12 protein-coding genes are annotated in these 16,051 nt (G+C 47.0%); 2 read left to right on the top strand and 10 right to left on the bottom strand.

The features are described from left to right. Positions 1-62: 62 nt before the first annotated feature. Entirely contained in the window at positions 63-1,058 is a 996-nt protein-coding gene (locus KJS42_RS19405; protein ID WP_213623846.1) for a tRNA dihydrouridine synthase, read from the bottom strand. Between the two features lie 163 nt (positions 1,059-1,221). Between KJS42_RS19405 and KJS42_RS19400 the strand changes: the two genes are divergently transcribed. Next, complete coding sequence (locus KJS42_RS19400) at positions 1,222-1,869, top strand: glycosyltransferase (RefSeq protein WP_193415712.1); 648 nt, start codon at positions 1,222-1,224, stop codon at positions 1,867-1,869. A gap of 53 nt (positions 1,870-1,922) precedes the next feature. On the opposite strand, the gene KJS42_RS19395 is transcribed toward KJS42_RS19400, so the two are convergent. The 3 genes from KJS42_RS19395 to KJS42_RS19385 all read right to left on the bottom strand — a co-directional run bounded on the left by KJS42_RS19395 (position 1,923) and on the right by KJS42_RS19385 (position 6,250). Beyond that, on the bottom strand, positions 1,923-4,535 hold the full coding sequence (locus tag KJS42_RS19395; RefSeq protein WP_213623845.1) for an S-layer homology domain-containing protein: 2,613 nt from the start codon (positions 4,533-4,535) through the stop codon (positions 1,923-1,925). Between the two features lie 250 nt (positions 4,536-4,785). Continuing rightward, positions 4,786-5,304: an effector binding domain-containing protein gene (locus tag KJS42_RS19390; RefSeq protein ID WP_213623844.1), complete on the bottom strand. Its 519-nt coding sequence runs from the start codon at positions 5,302-5,304 to the stop codon at positions 4,786-4,788. 199 nt (positions 5,305-5,503) lie between these two features. Then, a complete protein-coding gene (locus KJS42_RS19385; protein WP_213623843.1) occupies positions 5,504-6,250 on the bottom strand; it encodes a carbohydrate-binding protein in 747 nt (248 codons plus the stop codon). A gap of 297 nt (positions 6,251-6,547) precedes the next feature. Here KJS42_RS19385 and KJS42_RS19380 point away from each other — a divergent pair, with 297 nt between their 5' ends. Further along, on the top strand, positions 6,548-8,347 hold the full coding sequence (locus tag KJS42_RS19380) for a chitobiase/beta-hexosaminidase C-terminal domain-containing protein (RefSeq protein ID WP_244868550.1): 1,800 nt from the start codon (positions 6,548-6,550) through the stop codon (positions 8,345-8,347). Positions 8,348-8,462: 115 nt separating this feature from the next. On the opposite strand, the gene KJS42_RS19375 is transcribed toward KJS42_RS19380, so the two are convergent. From KJS42_RS19375 to KJS42_RS19350, 6 genes are all read right to left on the bottom strand, one after another. Beyond that, positions 8,463-9,155 carry a response regulator transcription factor gene (locus KJS42_RS19375; protein WP_155606577.1) on the bottom strand — a complete coding sequence of 231 codons (693 nt, stop codon included), beginning with the start codon at positions 9,153-9,155 and terminating at the stop codon, positions 8,463-8,465. A gap of 225 nt (positions 9,156-9,380) precedes the next feature. Then, positions 9,381-9,515: an S-layer homology domain-containing protein gene (locus tag KJS42_RS23380; protein ID WP_368858226.1), complete on the bottom strand. Its 135-nt coding sequence runs from the start codon at positions 9,513-9,515 to the stop codon at positions 9,381-9,383. After that, positions 9,500-11,863, bottom strand: coding sequence for an S-layer homology domain-containing protein (locus tag KJS42_RS19365; protein WP_213623841.1), 2,364 nt, complete (start codon positions 11,861-11,863; stop codon positions 9,500-9,502). Before KJS42_RS19365 ends, KJS42_RS23380 begins: the two co-directional genes overlap by 16 nt. Before the next feature lie 112 nt (positions 11,864-11,975). Further along, entirely contained in the window at positions 11,976-12,959 is a 984-nt protein-coding gene (locus tag KJS42_RS19360) for an alpha/beta hydrolase (protein ID WP_213623840.1), read from the bottom strand. A 147-nt stretch (positions 12,960-13,106) separates the two neighbouring features. Further along, positions 13,107-13,670, bottom strand: coding sequence for a CBM96 family carbohydrate-binding protein (locus tag KJS42_RS19355; protein WP_213623839.1), 564 nt, complete (start codon positions 13,668-13,670; stop codon positions 13,107-13,109). A 174-nt stretch (positions 13,671-13,844) separates the two neighbouring features. After that, complete coding sequence (locus KJS42_RS19350) at positions 13,845-15,992, bottom strand: sensor histidine kinase (RefSeq protein ID WP_213623838.1); 2,148 nt, start codon at positions 15,990-15,992, stop codon at positions 13,845-13,847. Between the last annotated feature and the right edge of the window lie 59 nt (positions 15,993-16,051).

The following is a 16,051-nucleotide window of genomic DNA, read 5'->3' as shown; positions in this document are numbered from 1 at the left end:
AAAAGCTGTTCACTTCGCCATTAATAGGCTTTAGTGAACAGCTGTTTAAGTTATAGCCATCGTTAAGTTGATTCTTGTCTTCCTGGCATCTCTTCCATCTGTTGAGCAAACTCGTCCAGAAGCGTACGTACTTCATCGGTAGACGTTGTGCTCATCAACAGATTTCTTAATTCACTTGCCCCCCGAAACCCTTTGACATAAATCTTAAAGAAACGATGAAGCGCCTTAAAGGGACGCACCTCCAGTTGTTCGGAGTACTGATCATGGAGATCCAGCTGTAGTCTTAACAGATCAAGATATTCCGTGCTGCTATGTTCTCTCGGCTCTTTTTCAAAGGCAAATGGATTCTTAAAAATACCTCGTCCGATCATGATTCCATCTACGCCATACTGTTCAGCCAGCTTCAGACCTGTTTGCCGATCCGGAATATCGCCGTTGATCGTAAGCAGGGTCTGCGGGGCCACCCGATCACGAAGCGCCTTAATCTCAGGGATCAGTTCCCAATGCGCATCGACTTGGCTCAGTTCCTCTCGTGTACGCAAATGGATCGAAAGATTCGCTATATCCTGCCTCAAAATATAGGTCAGCCAGTCCTCCCATTCATCCACTTGATTGAATCCAAGTCTCGTCTTGACGCTTACGGGCAATCCTCCTGCCTTTGCGGCTTGGATGATGTCTGCGGCAACCTCTGGACGAATAATTAAGCCGCTCCCCTTCCCATTGGAGGCTACATTAGGAACGGGACAACCCATATTGATATCGATTCCCTGGAATCCTTGCTTCGCCATATCGATACTCATCTTTGCAAAATACTCCGGCTTATCGCCCCATATATGTGCCACCATAGGTTGTTCGTCCTCGGTAAAAAGCAAACGACCCCGTACGCTATGATTCCCCTCTGGGTGACAATAGCTTTCTGTATTGGCAAACTCCGTAAAGAAGACATCCGGTCTTCCCGCTTGACTTACGACATGACGAAACACGACATGCGTCACATCTTCCATCGGTGCAAGTATAAAAAAAGGTCGTGGTAAATCACGCCAAAAATGATTCGTCATCTTCTAACTCCAATCCTCTCGTTGTCCCTAATACTCTATTATAATGGCTCTCCCTCGCTTAAGCATCCCCAGTTTCCTCCAATCCAAATGCATGAATATGGAAATTGTGAATCATATTATGACAGACCACGAAAATTCCTAACCACAGAGGAGCAAGATGAGGATGAAGAAATGGTTCCCGGCTTTACTGTTAACTTTGGGGCTCATATGCAGCATCGTGCAGCCCGTATCTGTAGATGCGAGGGCGATTCAAAAGGATCCCTCGACATGCCTTAGCCCCAAGATGGTGCAGTTGAAAACGGAGATGCAAAAAGTTTGGATCGACCATACGATTTGGACGCGAAGCTATATTGTCAGCGCCATGTCGGATCGTCCTGATCAGAAAGACGTGTTGGATCGGCTGTTGCGTAACCAGCAGGAAATCGGCGATGTAATCAAGCCGTATTATGGGGAAGCCGCCGGCAATCAGCTGGCTGAGCTGTTGAAAGAGCATATTCAGATCGCGGTCCAAATCGTAGCTGCTGCCAAAGCAGGCAATCAGGCGGACGTGAAGAAGTGGGATGCCGATTGGCATCGAAACGCGGACGTAATTGCCAAATTTCTAAGCAACGCCAATCCCAATTGGGCGTTTAAAACGATACAGGATATGATGTACACCCATCTGCAGTTGATTACCGAAATCGTCGTGAACTGCCTCAAAGGCGACTGGAAAGCAGATATCGCCGCGACCGACAAAAACGAGATTCACTTGATTCATTTAGCGGATATCTTGACAGAAGGCATCGTGAAGCAGTTCCCGGAAAAGTTCTAGGGGAAGACAACATGGAGAAGACACCCGGAGGGATTGCGGGTGTCTTCTGGCTTTTAATTCGTCATTCCCAAAGTTTGCAACATCCGAATGAGCACAACCGCCGTCTGAGCTCGCGTCGTTTCCGCCTTTGGACTAAACGAGCGGGGACCTGTACCGGTCATGATTTGCAGCTTGACCATCAAGCGAACGTCCTCCAGATGGGCTGCATCCATGCTTCCCAAATCCTCGTAGCCGTCCAGGTTAACAAATTCCTTGGTCAACGGCAACTTCTCAAACTCAACGACTTTTGCCAGCATGCTAGACATTTCCTCGCGAGTCAGAGGCTGGTCTGGCTTGAAGCTCTCGTCGTGAACAAAGTCTAATAGTCCAAGCTCCTTCGCTTTGATGATCTCTTCGAAGTACCAAGTGCCGGACTTCACATCGTCATAGGGCGATGTACTGCCGGAAGGTGCACCTTGTCCTAATGCACGAACCAGCATGGCGGCAAATTCCGCTCTTGTTACCGCTTTGTTGGGGTCATACTTGTCTCCGCCCATTCCGTCAACAAGCCCTTTTGCCGCAGCTAGCTCAACGAAGGTTTTCGCCCAATGCTTCTGCACATCGGCAAAGCTCGTCTTATTTTCCACTACAACATACATGCTGTTGGAATTCGAACTGATTAGTGTATACCATGTGCCTTCAATTTGTACTTTCTTTGCAGGGACAAATTCGAAGTGCTTCGTCGTCTCGTTGAAGCGGAATGCCCCCCATTGAACCGGCATGTCCACCATGTCTTTAGGCATGGGGATCACCCGTGTCAACGCCTTGGTGAACTTATCCGCGGTTCCAACCATTTGCCCCGTTTTTGTGTTCACAATATCGATGTGAAAATCGACCTCCGTGCCCAACACTTTACCGTAAGGCAAACCGGTAGCAACTGCCGATTGCATGCTCTTGTCGCCAGACTTGTCCGTCAACGTGATCTTGAAGCTAATTTCCTCAGCTTTCAGGTTGTTCTTGGCCAATACTTCGGGTAGTTCTGGAATCAGGGAAGCCAGATTTACCGGCACTTGATAGCTGCCGTATGGCGTCTTACTCTCGAAGAAGAATGCCGCATTCTTTGTTTCCAAGTGCGTCAAAATGCTGGCCGGTATGATCAAGTAAGCTACGCCATCCTTTGGCGTCATTTGAAGCGTCACTGATGCCTTCGTGATGTCGATGGAAGCCGGGTCCAACGACACTCCGTTCTGATTGATCATTGGCAATTCAGGCGATGGCACCGTTGGTGTTGGTGACGGTGTTGGTGACGGTGTTGGCGTTGACGTAGGTGTTGAGTCGACCATGGTAATTGCGAGCGTATGTGTCGAACCGCCGCTAAAAGTCAACGTTAAGTAGGTCGTTCCCGTCGGTTGTGACGCTAAATAGGACTTTTTGATCGTCACCACATTCCCCGCGACGGTATAGTCTGTTCCTTCCGATAGTGTCACTGCACGGTTTGTAATGCGGGTCAGCGTGTTGCCGATTAGCGTCAAGGTTGTCGTAACATCCTTATTCGCCACGGCTCCGGCGAATTTGTCAAAGCTTGCACTGGTAGGATTTATGGATGGGACGCGTGTATCTTGAAGCGTTACCGTTCCAGACGATTGTGTACCTTCTACGGCATTCCCTGCCTGGTCATAAAGGGATAGTCCATCTGCCGGCACGAGTTCTAGGGTCTCATTACCGTCAGGAATACCCGTTATATCAAGCATTACGCGAATGGAAGTCTCCCCGCCAATCAAATTTCCTCCATCCAATCTCTTAATAGAATCAATAGAGACCGCGGAGGCACCTCCTCCATTTCGGTGGAAGTTTATCCGAAAGTCGCTTGGAGTGACTGAGCCTGTACCGGTACTCTCCGTATAAATGCCTTTACTAAACGTCAGGTCCAAATAGGCATTGCCGGCTCCTAAAGTGTAGCCGGAGATCGTCGGGGCAATGGCATCGATCAACACACCCGATGTACTGCCCACACTGTTTAGCGTTCTGTCCGCATCATTGCCAACGGAATCCTTTATAGAACCGCCATCCAGCGACAAAGCTCCTATAGTAATCCCGTCTGCATCCGTTTGTCCTGCTTGGACCGTGTAGCTGAAGAGTAACTCAGTACTCCCCGTACCGCTTACATAGGAAGCTTTAACAGACGTTCCTCCAATAACCACCCCAATACTTGGAGTCCCCGTAACGGCTACCGACTCACTCATATGCACCGTAAAAGACAAGGTATGTCCTGCAGCATAGGTGCCATTCGCAGGAACAGACATACTCGTCACCGTTGGCTGAACTGTATCGACGATATAGTTGCCTGATTGGGCAGAATCAGTTCCCGTATGGTTAAGCGTGATGTTATTCGTGGGGGCGTAGGTATCATCATTTGGCGTTAAAGTTGCGTTATAGATGATATTGTTGCTCGTAAAGAGGTTATCCAGGGTGGCGTTTGGTGCCGACAGGTTGTAAAGTGAGACTCCGGTTACCGGTTCCGAGAACGTGATCGTCACCGTGGCAGTATCGCCACTCTTCAAACTGCTCTTAGAGAGCACAATCGTTGCCGTTGTGGAAGCGGCAAAGGCTCTGGAGGTTATGTACCCTGGTAACAACAACCCTAGGATCATAACTACGAATAAACATTTTCTCATTCTTCTGTACAAACCGGATGTCCCCTCTCTCAATCGGACAAAATTGGTATAAACTGTTCCTTGACATCGATCAATTCTATCATTTTAATTTCTAAATGTCGCGAATTTAAAGAAAATTTTATACGGGAGGATGATCCGTCAGTGACCGATCCCTTATCGAACATCGGCCTAACGTAAAAGAACCGCCCAAATGGGCGGTTCTGCTTTACAGTTACTTTGATTCTAATCTTAATCCGTCCACTGGACGCATTCTCTTGATGGGTTAAGCCATTTCTTTGCAAGGCAAATAATAGCCAAACGTAAAGAGGTTCATCCCATCCTCTTGGATATTGGCATACTTCTCGAAGGAATAATACTCCATGGAGATGCCGACGACGGAATAATCCGGCTCATACCCGTTGGCCCTCATGATCTTCTCCGTTTTCCCATGCGCACCTTTCTCCAGATGGGACGTCGTTCCTTGGATCCAGCCGATTCCCATCAGACAATCAGGGATGTCGCGGTAAGAAAATCCGTCCGGTACGGCAGCATTCGGCTTAGCTAATATCCCCGCGATATAGACAAACTCTTTGGTCTGGGGATCGTATTCCCCCATCCACCCGATCGTGTCTCCCTTAGGAGATAGGCGCTCAGGCAAACTTTGGAGCAGATCGTTGGTCCCGTCGTGCAAGATCTTTTCCCATAATTCCGGAACTGGGTTGTACTTGCCGACAACGACTTCTTTGCCGATAAACCGGACGGCTTTAAAAGGTTGAACTTCAAAATCCACTTTGATTCCCATAGCAACCTCCCACGGGTATATATGATGAGAAATCATAGATGAGAAAAGTCTCTACGGATAGGATAATCGATTTTCTCAACGAACGCTTGACTGCGGCTGATCTTTTTATGAGAGATTCGTGAATTATGGCGCCAAGGAGGATCAAAAACAAGATCCACCTGAACCTTACGGTCGGTGGACCTTGTTTATCATTCATGCTTTAGTTCCTGCCGCCATAACCTTTATACGTCACGTACACCGAATTTGCATATTGATCGGCCAGAATAGGACGGCCATAGGAATCTGTAGCCCCAGGATACCAGTAATCGCCTCCGTTATAGTGCAATAAGCCGTTATAGATGTTGCCGAATCTAACCATCTTCTCATTCAAAATCAATGCGCCCATATACACCTGATCCTGTTCACTGCTGTGATTATAGGCATGGCCAAATTTAGCACTAAATGGAGATAAATAAGCGTTACGCGTATTGGGTTCAACCTGCATCAATCCGTCGCCGGCTGAGGGGCTGCCCAGCAAACCTGCCCCAAAGCTGCTTTCCTTTTTAATCACAGCACTCAGCAATAAAGCAAAATCTCCGCCTTTACCATAGGCATTGTCTGCATTCATGACATAGGTCCATATGTGATTTGGAACTTCTGCAGGCTTTGTTACTGGTGATGGTGTTGGGTTTGGTGTTGGGGTTGGTGTAGTTCCACCGCCGCCACTTCTCCCCCATAAAGCAGGAACATTGGAGGGTTCCCAACCTACGAGGGATGTATGTGCCTGAATACAAGTATAAGTGCTTCCGTTATAGGTTACTGTATCGTTTACTGCATATGAAGTATTTGGAGCCCAAGCTCCTCTCGAGGCCGCACTAGCTGGTAAAACTGCTAAAAATGTGGATAGGAATACGGTTAAAACTACCAAAAGGGATACGGTTTTAAAAGAGACCTTCTTACGAGTCATTTTTATACCTCCTTTTATTTAGGATCTGTGGCTCACCCGGGAGACGAACCGCAGATGTGTAACCGCACTATCTTCTAAATATTTCATATGCTGACGAATTAATCTATATATTACATTTCTGATCATACAAAAATATGAAAATAACTCCAATGGTTCCCAGGTCCCGTTTTTCCCAATGTGCCTTGTCTGCAAGTGGATTTTAAAGTTTTCTTTAAGTTTCACAGATAGACTAAAGTACTATGATAAAATAACCGAAATAAGGATAATGACATTTATCACATGACAGGAGGGCATTTGATGAAGAAAAAAGTTGTCGGCATATTGATGACCATGCTGCTTTGCTTCATTTCCGCCGATTACTTGGCCAATCACGCAGCTGCTGCTACGAAGACTTCAGCCGATTTTACGGACTTGAAGGATCTGGACGCGGCAACGAAAGCCAAGTTCGATGAGATGATATCCGCGGGTATATTCGAAGGTGTGGCTGAAGGCACCTTCGGCCTCAAGGATGAAATGAACCGAGCGCAATTCGCCAAGGTTGCGGCGTTGATTTTCAATTTGGATGTGGATAAAGACTTAAAGTCATCTTCATTCTCCGACGTCAAAGCCGATGACCCTGCCAATGGTTACGCATTGCCTTATATCGAAGCAGTGAAAGCCGCGGGCATTACGGACGGATATGGGGAGGGCAGCTACAATCCGGCGGGTGAAGTAACCAAGGAGCAGCTAGCTACGTTTCTTATTCGCGGGCTGGGAAAGGATGCGGAGGCCAAGGCAACACCGGGCGTAAGTGATACGACGGTATCTGACTGGGCAAAAGGGTATGTCGCCTTAGCGTTGGAAAAAAAATTGTTGGAAAACGGAGCGGACGGGACGTTCGGCGGGAAGACCACTGCAACACGCGGTCAGCTCGTTGAGGGCGCTTACGAAGCCAAGGAGAAATTTGAAGAACAGGTTGAAGCGAAGAAACAAGAGGAAGAACAAAAGAAGATCGAAGAAGAGAAGAAAAAGGAAGAAGAACTGAAGAAAGCGGAAGAAGAAAAGAAACAACAAGCAGGGCCATCTTCCTCTCCAGTTACACAGCCAGATTCGTCTTCATCCTCTCCAGCTCCGCAGCAGCCAGTACAGCCTACTGTTGCGACTCCAACGGCTACGCCTGCAAGTGGCGCTGTGACATCGGGGACGCAAGTCACTTTAACTACGGTAACCGTATCTGCGGCGGTGTATTATACGACGGATGGAAGTGAACCAACCACATCCAGCACACTGTATACGGTTCCGATCACCATTACAAGCGATACAACGATCAAGGCAATCGCCGTGAAGGACGGATCAAAGAATAGTTCGGTGGCTAGATTTGATTACACGGTCACAACGCCTATCGTTTTACCCGTCTCCATTCCTCCTTTAAAGGAAGGACAACTCTATAGTGGCAGCGTAGCGAAGCTGTCTGGAGGAACGGGAGCCATTACTTATGCAGTAACAAGTGGCGCACTGCCTACTGGGCTGACTTTGAATCCAAGTACAGGTGCAATTACCGGAACCCCAAGCGTGAGCGGTGCGTATGATTTTACGATTAGCGCGACAGATTCGGCAACGCCGCCGGCAACCGCAACCCTTCAATATACCGGTAATGTCACGCCTGCACTATCCAAAACGCCACTACAATTGATCAATGAAGCAGCGGAATCCGGGGATTGGACCGGCGTTGATGAATCGACGTTTGCAGATGCAGGTGTTACGGGGGTCACATCTGTGAACCTCTACAGCGTCCAATACTACTTGGACCCTGCTGTAACAACACATTTACCACTTCCAAGAACATTGGCTGACATTCAAGCGATTGTTAACGAGACGATTAAAGAAATGATGGTAACTGCAATCTATGATTATTTGAATCCCCTCGGTGGAGGATCTCGCCCAACCGTAGAAGTATTCGCTAGCGCCGGCATCACCGGAGTGGATGCTTCAAATCTGGATGCAATCTTAGATGAACTTAGTTTGGCTTATCAGGAATCCAGAACCAATCCTATGGGAACGCCTATGTCTACGAAACAAGATATTCAAGACGTTGTGGACCTATTCCTAGCAATATAAGGATGAAGCAGAGCGTAATCATAGCAAGGAAACAATATACCCTAGAAAAATAGCGGCGTAAGGGAGATCATCCCTACGCCGCCTTTACTTACCAATCTTATCGCTAGGTTTGCTCTTACGTCCCGCCTCTGGCAACCAGCATATATCCGGTCCCCCGAACCGTAACAATTCGCTCCGCATGAGCAGGGTCAATCTCAATTTTTTTGCGTAAATTGCTGATGTGTACAGCGACCGTTCTCGTATCCTCCAGACTCTCCGTTCCCCAGACGAGCTGAAACAACGCATCGACACTGACGGCACGATTCACGTTTTGTGCCATAAAGGACAGCAGACTGAACTCCTTTTTCGATAAAAAGATGGTCTCACTCCCCATGATGACGGACTGTGCATAGAAGTCGAGCGTCAAACCCGGCAACTCCAGCAGTTGCTCCTTTCTACCCGTCGACACTCTGCGAAGATGAGCCTTGATCTTGGCCATGAGGACTCCAGGACTGAACGGTTTGGTCACATAATCGTCGCCGCCATCGGATAGTGCACTGATTTTCACCTCGTCTTCTTCATGACTGCTCAGAAACACAATCGGCGCATTGGTGTAACCCCGTACGTTCCTGCACCAATCAATGCCGTTTTCATTAGCCAGCAGTACATCCAGTACAATCAAATCTGGTTCGAACGACGTAAGCAGCATCCTAGCTTCTGCCCCGTTATGACAGTAGGTTGATATGAAGCCTTCTCGCTCGCAATAGGCCTGAACAATCTCGCAGATATGGGGGTCATCATCGACGATCATAATTTTGTACGTGTCCATCCCGTCGTCACCTTCCCTCTTCTCGAATGCAAGGGAGCAATAGAAACAGCATCCCGGTAATCTCTGCTTGGTATCTGGAGTCAAACCTATCTTATCATGGTAGGCCAACCCATTTGTGAAATATAAAGAAAACTTTAAGCCTGCGCTAAAAATGTTCGCCTCTAGGCACGCAAGTAACAAAATAGAGGGGCTTGCCGCCCCTCTTTACGATTATAGCCTTCATTTCTAGTTGATAAACTGTAAGGTTTGAAGCATCCGCTTCAGCATCACCACAGCTTCTGCGCGGCTTGCATTCTCTTTAGGCGAGAAGGTGGTAGCCGTTCTGCCGTTAATCACGCCTGCATCTACAGATTGAGCGATGGCATCTGTAGCCCAACTGCTGACGAGTGGACTGTCAGTAAATACGGGCAGGACTTTACATCGGCAGCTGGCTGTTGGCCTGCGAAGCTCATAGCATGAGCAATCATCACCGCCATTTCCTCACGGGTAATATTGGCGTTTGGTTTAAAGGTGCCATCTTCAAAACCATCAACAAATCCTGCTTTGGCTGCTGCATTGACCGCTCCTGCGAACCAATCTGAAGGTTTCACATCCAGGAATTTAGAAGTGTTGTCTTCCGAGATCCCCATTGCACGTACTAAGAGCGATGCAAATTCAGCGCGGGTAATTTGACTTTCCGGTGCAAAACGATCATCCGATACTCCTTCAACCACCAGTTTGGATGCGAGCAATTCTACATCTGCTTTGGCCCAGTGTCCGCTCAAATCGTCGAAGGTTTTGGTATATTCAATAACGGCGTAAATACTGTTGCCATTACGCTTAAGCGTCGCTACAGTTTTCCCGTTATTCGTTTCAAAGGTAGCCGGAACGAACGAAAATGCACCCGTACCTGGATTGTATAGGACACCCGTTGCATTGTTTGAAGTTGGGGCTAAATGGATTGTTCTGGTTACATAGGTGTTTCCGAAATCATTTATCGATGTTGATTGGCCAGTTGTTGGTGATTCTACTGTTACATTAAAGTCCACCGGATCAGAAATCGGTTGTAGTCCGGATTGCTTCGCTGCCCTTTCAATTTCCGCAGCGGTCGCACCGGTAACTTTATCAATGGTAATATTGATATTAAGGTCTTCCGCTTCTGCTCCCATATTCTTCGCGATAGCCGGAATATCGAGAACTTCTGCAGGAAGATCGTAAGTCACGCTATCAGATTGTACAGAAATCACAGCGGATGGAACTTGGGCTTGGATACCGGCAACCACTGTAGCGTTAAGCTGAAAATTCGTTGACTCCGTGTTACCAGGTACTTGAATCACAACTTTCGGCGTGCCTGAAGCTGATTTCATCGCATCCATCGCTTTTTGCAAATCAACCGGATCAACGGTGATCTTCGAAACGGATTTACCGTCTGCGGTCTGCTCTATTGTAGAGGTAACCTTTAATATAACCGTACTGTTATTGTCATCAGTTCGCTTGGTTGAACCGTCTTCTACTCCTGGTGGTTTCGGGATTAGGACCGGACTGTTATTTTCACCGGATGGATTGGATGAATCGTCTTTTGATCCTGGCTGTGTGGGTCCAACAACGGTTGCAGCCGGCCTCGCGCTCACTTCGTTGGAATTGGTACTTTCCAATCCTGGATTCACCGCATTGACTACATAGTAGTAGGTCGTTCCGTTGGCTGCTGTTGTATCTGTGTAGGTCGTTGCTGCTATATTGGCTGCTATTGTAGTGTAAGAACCACCTAACGTTGTGCTGCGCTTCACGTTATAGGACCCCGCACCCGTTACTGAGTTCCATGCAAGACTCACTTTTGCGTCACCCGCTGTTGCCGTCAAGCCTGTTGGTGCGGCAGGTGTCGCTGGAGCAGTGGTAAACGTATAGGTATATTCACTTGAAGATTCTATCGAGTTACTAGCAATCAATGAGAAGGTATAGCTTGTATTCGGGGATAGCCCTGTAAGCCCATAAGTAACAGCAGTCACACTCTGCTCAAAATCCTCACCGTCCGATAAGTGGTATTCCGTGGCAGTAGGAATTTCATTCCACACTAATGTTGCAGTCGTAGCTGTTACAGCCTCTGCTCTCAAGTTCACGACCGAAGCATCCGGCCAAGAACTTCCGGTTGTGAATTCGATTTCAGCCGCAGGCGAATTCTGGAGGAGATTGGATGCAACCACTTCAACGTTATAGGTAGTATTCGCTGTTAAATCATTCATCAAATAAGGACTGCTCTCTGCTCTTCCTGCATAAACGCCATCGACAGAAATATAATATTCTATTGCATATGGATGTCCTACCCAATGGATTTCTGCACTATTCGTTGTTACATTCAAGACCCTTAGATTAGTTGGAGGCGCTATAATTAAGGGTTCCGTGGTAAACTCATACTCTTCTAATTGGAAGGTCCCGCCATCCGCATCCTTGTAAAATAGAATCGCTGTTTGTGCCAGGTTAGGGTTCAAACCTGTCACATCATGACGGAACTTGTTTGGCGTAAAGTCAAAGAGTGCCGTCCCGTTAATTTGTAATGAATAACTTACTGCCCCATCAATGGGGTCCCATTCTAAAGTAGCTGTCGTATCCGTTATATGAATTGCTTCAAACCTGGGATCCTCACCCGTGGAGGCTGCGACATTTATGTCCCCTGACGAAAAAAACATACTAAACATCGTGAAAATGATAAGACTAGAAAATAATCTTTTCATGAAAATTCTCCCAACAAATATTTTCCTATATCTTAGCATAGTAGAATTGCCCATTTAGGAAACCTAAAGAAAACTTTAAGTTTGCTCTTGCAAGGTGCTTTGGCAACCAAGTTCAATGAACCGTTCCAGACATGGAGTCGAGGAACCCATTCACATATTTGCTCATTTCCTTATACTGCATCCAATGTAAATAGTGCTCTCCTTCTAGAACTACGAGTTGATTCATATTTACATGTTGCAATTGGGTTTGATAGAAACTGATTTTTGATTTGCCAAATACATTGTCTTCCTTAGGAGTAAAGATCATAACAGGCAGATCCGACGGTAATGTCATATTCTTGGTTTTATCCACGTTATTCTTTAACTCGTTCATTTCGGCAACTACATTTTTGTTGTAGGTTTTCCAGGCAGAGATCGCCTTTGTTATTCTGAGGTTTTCTTCTGTATAGGTTCCCTTCTCTGCATGCGGCAGAACTTCATTGGGTTGGAAGTATACCATGAATCTTGCAATACCCGATGGCGCCAGATAGCTCATATAGTTAGGCATCGTAGGAAAAGCAGATTCACCGAAATACTCCATCATTTGAGGTAAGGTAGAATCTATGCCTATGATAGCTTTCACCTCATCAGGATACCGATTGGCATAATACATACTATAAATTCCGGAAATGGAATGAGGCATCAAGATATAAGGGCCTTTGATGTTGGATTGTTGCAATGCAGCCCTTGTTTCCTCTACGATGTTCTCCACCGTTCGCCCCCTGTTGGTTGTATCGCTCCATCCATATCCGAACGCCTCTACGACGACCACCTTATTTGTCTTTGACAATTCATTAATCAAAGGCTCAAAATCCATTGCGGGTGCTGGAGTTCCAAGTCCGCTTAGTAAAACGATCGTATTTTCCCCTTCTCCCTTTGTATAAACATGCATTTGCTTACCCTCTACTTCAACGAATTCCCCTCTTGCCGGATATTTTTGTTGTTCATACTTCGTCATCACAAGATGGATCATGAACCAAACCACACATACGGTTACGATAGCGAAAAGAATATTCCTTACTACTTTCCAAAATTTAAATCTCTTTCTGTTTTTCATTGGTTTAACCTCTCCCTTCATCGTTAGTTAAATGATATCTAGTGGAACTTTCCTTTTTCTTAATCAATTCTTATAAAAAACTTACTTTTTAGGTAATCAAAAAGCGACGCAAGGAAGGTATCCCTACGCCGCTATGACTCACCAACCCTAACTCACAAGGACAAGTTCAGGCCTTTGATTCGCATTGTTAGTCGATTTAATCGTGATTTCGCTGTGTCCATCGCCAGATGAATTGCCTTCAAAAATGAAGGAAACATACTCATTCTGTGCACGTTTCAATTGATCCTTCACATAATCAGTAACGACAAATTCCTTCCATTTCCCAGACTCAAAATGATTATTTTCTTCCTCACCTGTAAGGGGGATAGCGATCGAACCATCAGGAAATGCATCCGTATCATCCGTCCAATCAACCGTATCCGTACCATATAACTTAACAGATGGCGTATTCAATGTACCCGTTACATACACCCTTAAGGTTGCTCTTCGGATCTCCTTCACCTGAGGGGGCAATTCAAATCGGAGCGCCGTTCTTGACTTTCCATGAGGCAATGATCCGATATAATTTACAGATGTATTGCCCACTTGAATTCCACCTGCATAATTTGTGCCAAAGTCATCAAGCTTATCGAAGTCGGCACGGATCGTAACTTCCTTCGCAGAAGCACCTTTATCAGAGAAGGATAAAAGTCTAATCATCTTTATTAACATACCCGCCCCCCCGAAACCTACAAGACTCGTCAAAGATCTCCACTATACTATCACGGTAGACTTGCCGATTTGGGAAACTCAAAGAAATCTTTAAGTTTGTGCTTGCATCGCACCTCACTCATATGGGGGGCATCATCGAGTATCATCATTTATTTGTACGTGTCCTTCCCGTCGTCACCTTCTGTCTTCTTGAATGCATGGAAGCGATACATAGAAGATCGACCCCGTTTCGCCGTCGCTCTCCGCTCGAACCGTCCCTCCGTGTGCTTGCACGATCTCCCTGCAAATCGCCAGCCCGAGCCCGCTTCCCTCTACTCCATTTTCCATGCCCGGTCGATCAACCCTGTAATTGCGATTGAAGATTTGCTCAAGCTGCTCTGGCGGGATACCCATTCCAGTGTCTTGCACACTAATGATTGCATTGCGGATCTCATTCTCCTCTTTCACGGCTAGTGCAATACGTACCGCACCACCTCTAGAGGAGAACTTCATTGCGTTCGACACCAGATTGAACAATACCTGCTCCAGTCTTTGCGCATCCAGCTCTACAACAGAAGAGCCAGGTCCTTGGTCTTCCGCAACTCCGACATCCAGCATGAAATTAAGCCCCGCGTCGCGCACAACTAGCTCATATTGTTCATAAAACCCACGCAAGAAGTGAACGATATGGACCGGCTCCATTCGGTACGAGACTTGTCCTGTCTCCAAATGCGATAAGAAGGACAACTCCTCGATCATGCGGTTAATCCTTATCGTGTTATCCCGGATATATTTCAAGTACTGTTCATCGCGTTCCGGCTTGACCCTATCCCGCACAGCTTCGACATACCCAAGCATGCTGGACAGCGGCAAACGCAGATCGTGCGTAATATAGGCAAGGAGCTTTTTTCTCCCTTGCTCGGATAGAAGCAACTGGTCATACGATGAGCGGAGATCATCATGAGCTACGGATAAGGCTTGCGTACGCTCCAACACGGTCTGTTCCAAATTCATATTCATTTCGGTCAACTTGTTGTTCGCGTCCTGTAATTGACGTGCAATCCTTTCTTCGTTAGTTGCCGCCCTCGTAAATCTGGAAGAAAGCAGAAACATCTGCGCGATCGTAAACACCAACAAACCCAGCGGAGAAGTGTTCCCGATGGGTGACGATTCATTGAAATATAGAAAATCATTGATGACCGTAACCAAAGCAACCATCGACACCAATAGGAAAAATAGCGCTCCCTCCATACGCCGTACCGCCGATTGAACCAGCCCAACCATCAGATACACCATGTGCAGAACAACGACCACACCGATTACCGTTAATAATTTGGTATAAAAAAGTGCAGGGGATACCGCAACAACTAGACAGAGTGCACCCGTTACGATTTCCGAGCCAAGACGAAACCATCGCGACACGGAATTCGGAAAAATGCTATTCGAGTACTTGGTGATAATATACCCCCCGCTGCAAAGGGTCAGGTACTCTATCTTGAATTGAATTTCCCATGGAAACGCCGGCCACAATTGGGTAAGCAAGTGCTCGCCAACCAGCAAGGATCGGATGCCAAACAACAAGGTGAACAACCCAAAATACAAGGGAGCCCTGTCTTTGCGTCGTAGTACGAACAGTAGCAGGTGATAGATGCCAATCAACAGCAGGCTTGTGGTCACGAACATTTCACCCGCGATGTTCAGATGGGTCTTGACCGTTAGCACATCACTGCCGCCCAACTCGATAAACTTGGTGATGCCGCCTCGTTTATGATGAAAGTTGGATACTTGCATCACCAGTTCCACCGTGTCATTTTCGGGCTGGAAGAACACCAGCCGCGTTGCGAGTTGCGGTGTCACACTGCGCTTGTCCTGACCAACGACACCGACTTCGGCCAGCAGCTCGCCATTCACCCACAATTTATACGCATGAAAAATGGTCGGCAGCCGCAGAGCAAGCCGCTCGTTTCGATCCTGCTCGCTAAGCTGGATGACCAGCCGATAGGTTGCAAACCCTGTACCGTTCAGCTGCTGGTCATCTAGCCGATAGCCCAGCCAGGAGCTTGGGATATGGATCCAGCGGCCATGACTTCCGTCCCTGGCTAAGCGATTCTGTATGTCCTCAGGCGACAGCAACTCTTGCCAATAGAACTCCCACTCCCCATTTAACTTTTGCGGATTCTCACTGATGCGAACCTGCGTTAAATCTAGAATGCCTTCTTCACTTTGAAATTTTGGGGAATCCGGCGCAGGGATAACGGCATAACTTGCCACCAAACCAACAACAATGGCAGCAGCTACATAAAGCAAAATCTTTCGTGAACCGAATCGAAGAATACCCCTCATGACGAATCCGACCCCAATCTACAAAATGCGACATAAACATGCTAATTATTTAGATCATA

Source organism: Paenibacillus sp. J53TS2 (genome assembly GCF_018403305.1).
Taxonomy (GTDB): Bacteria; Bacillota; Bacilli; order Paenibacillales; family Paenibacillaceae; genus Fontibacillus; species Fontibacillus rhizolycopersici.
This window is presented reverse-complemented; position numbering and strand designations above follow the sequence as displayed.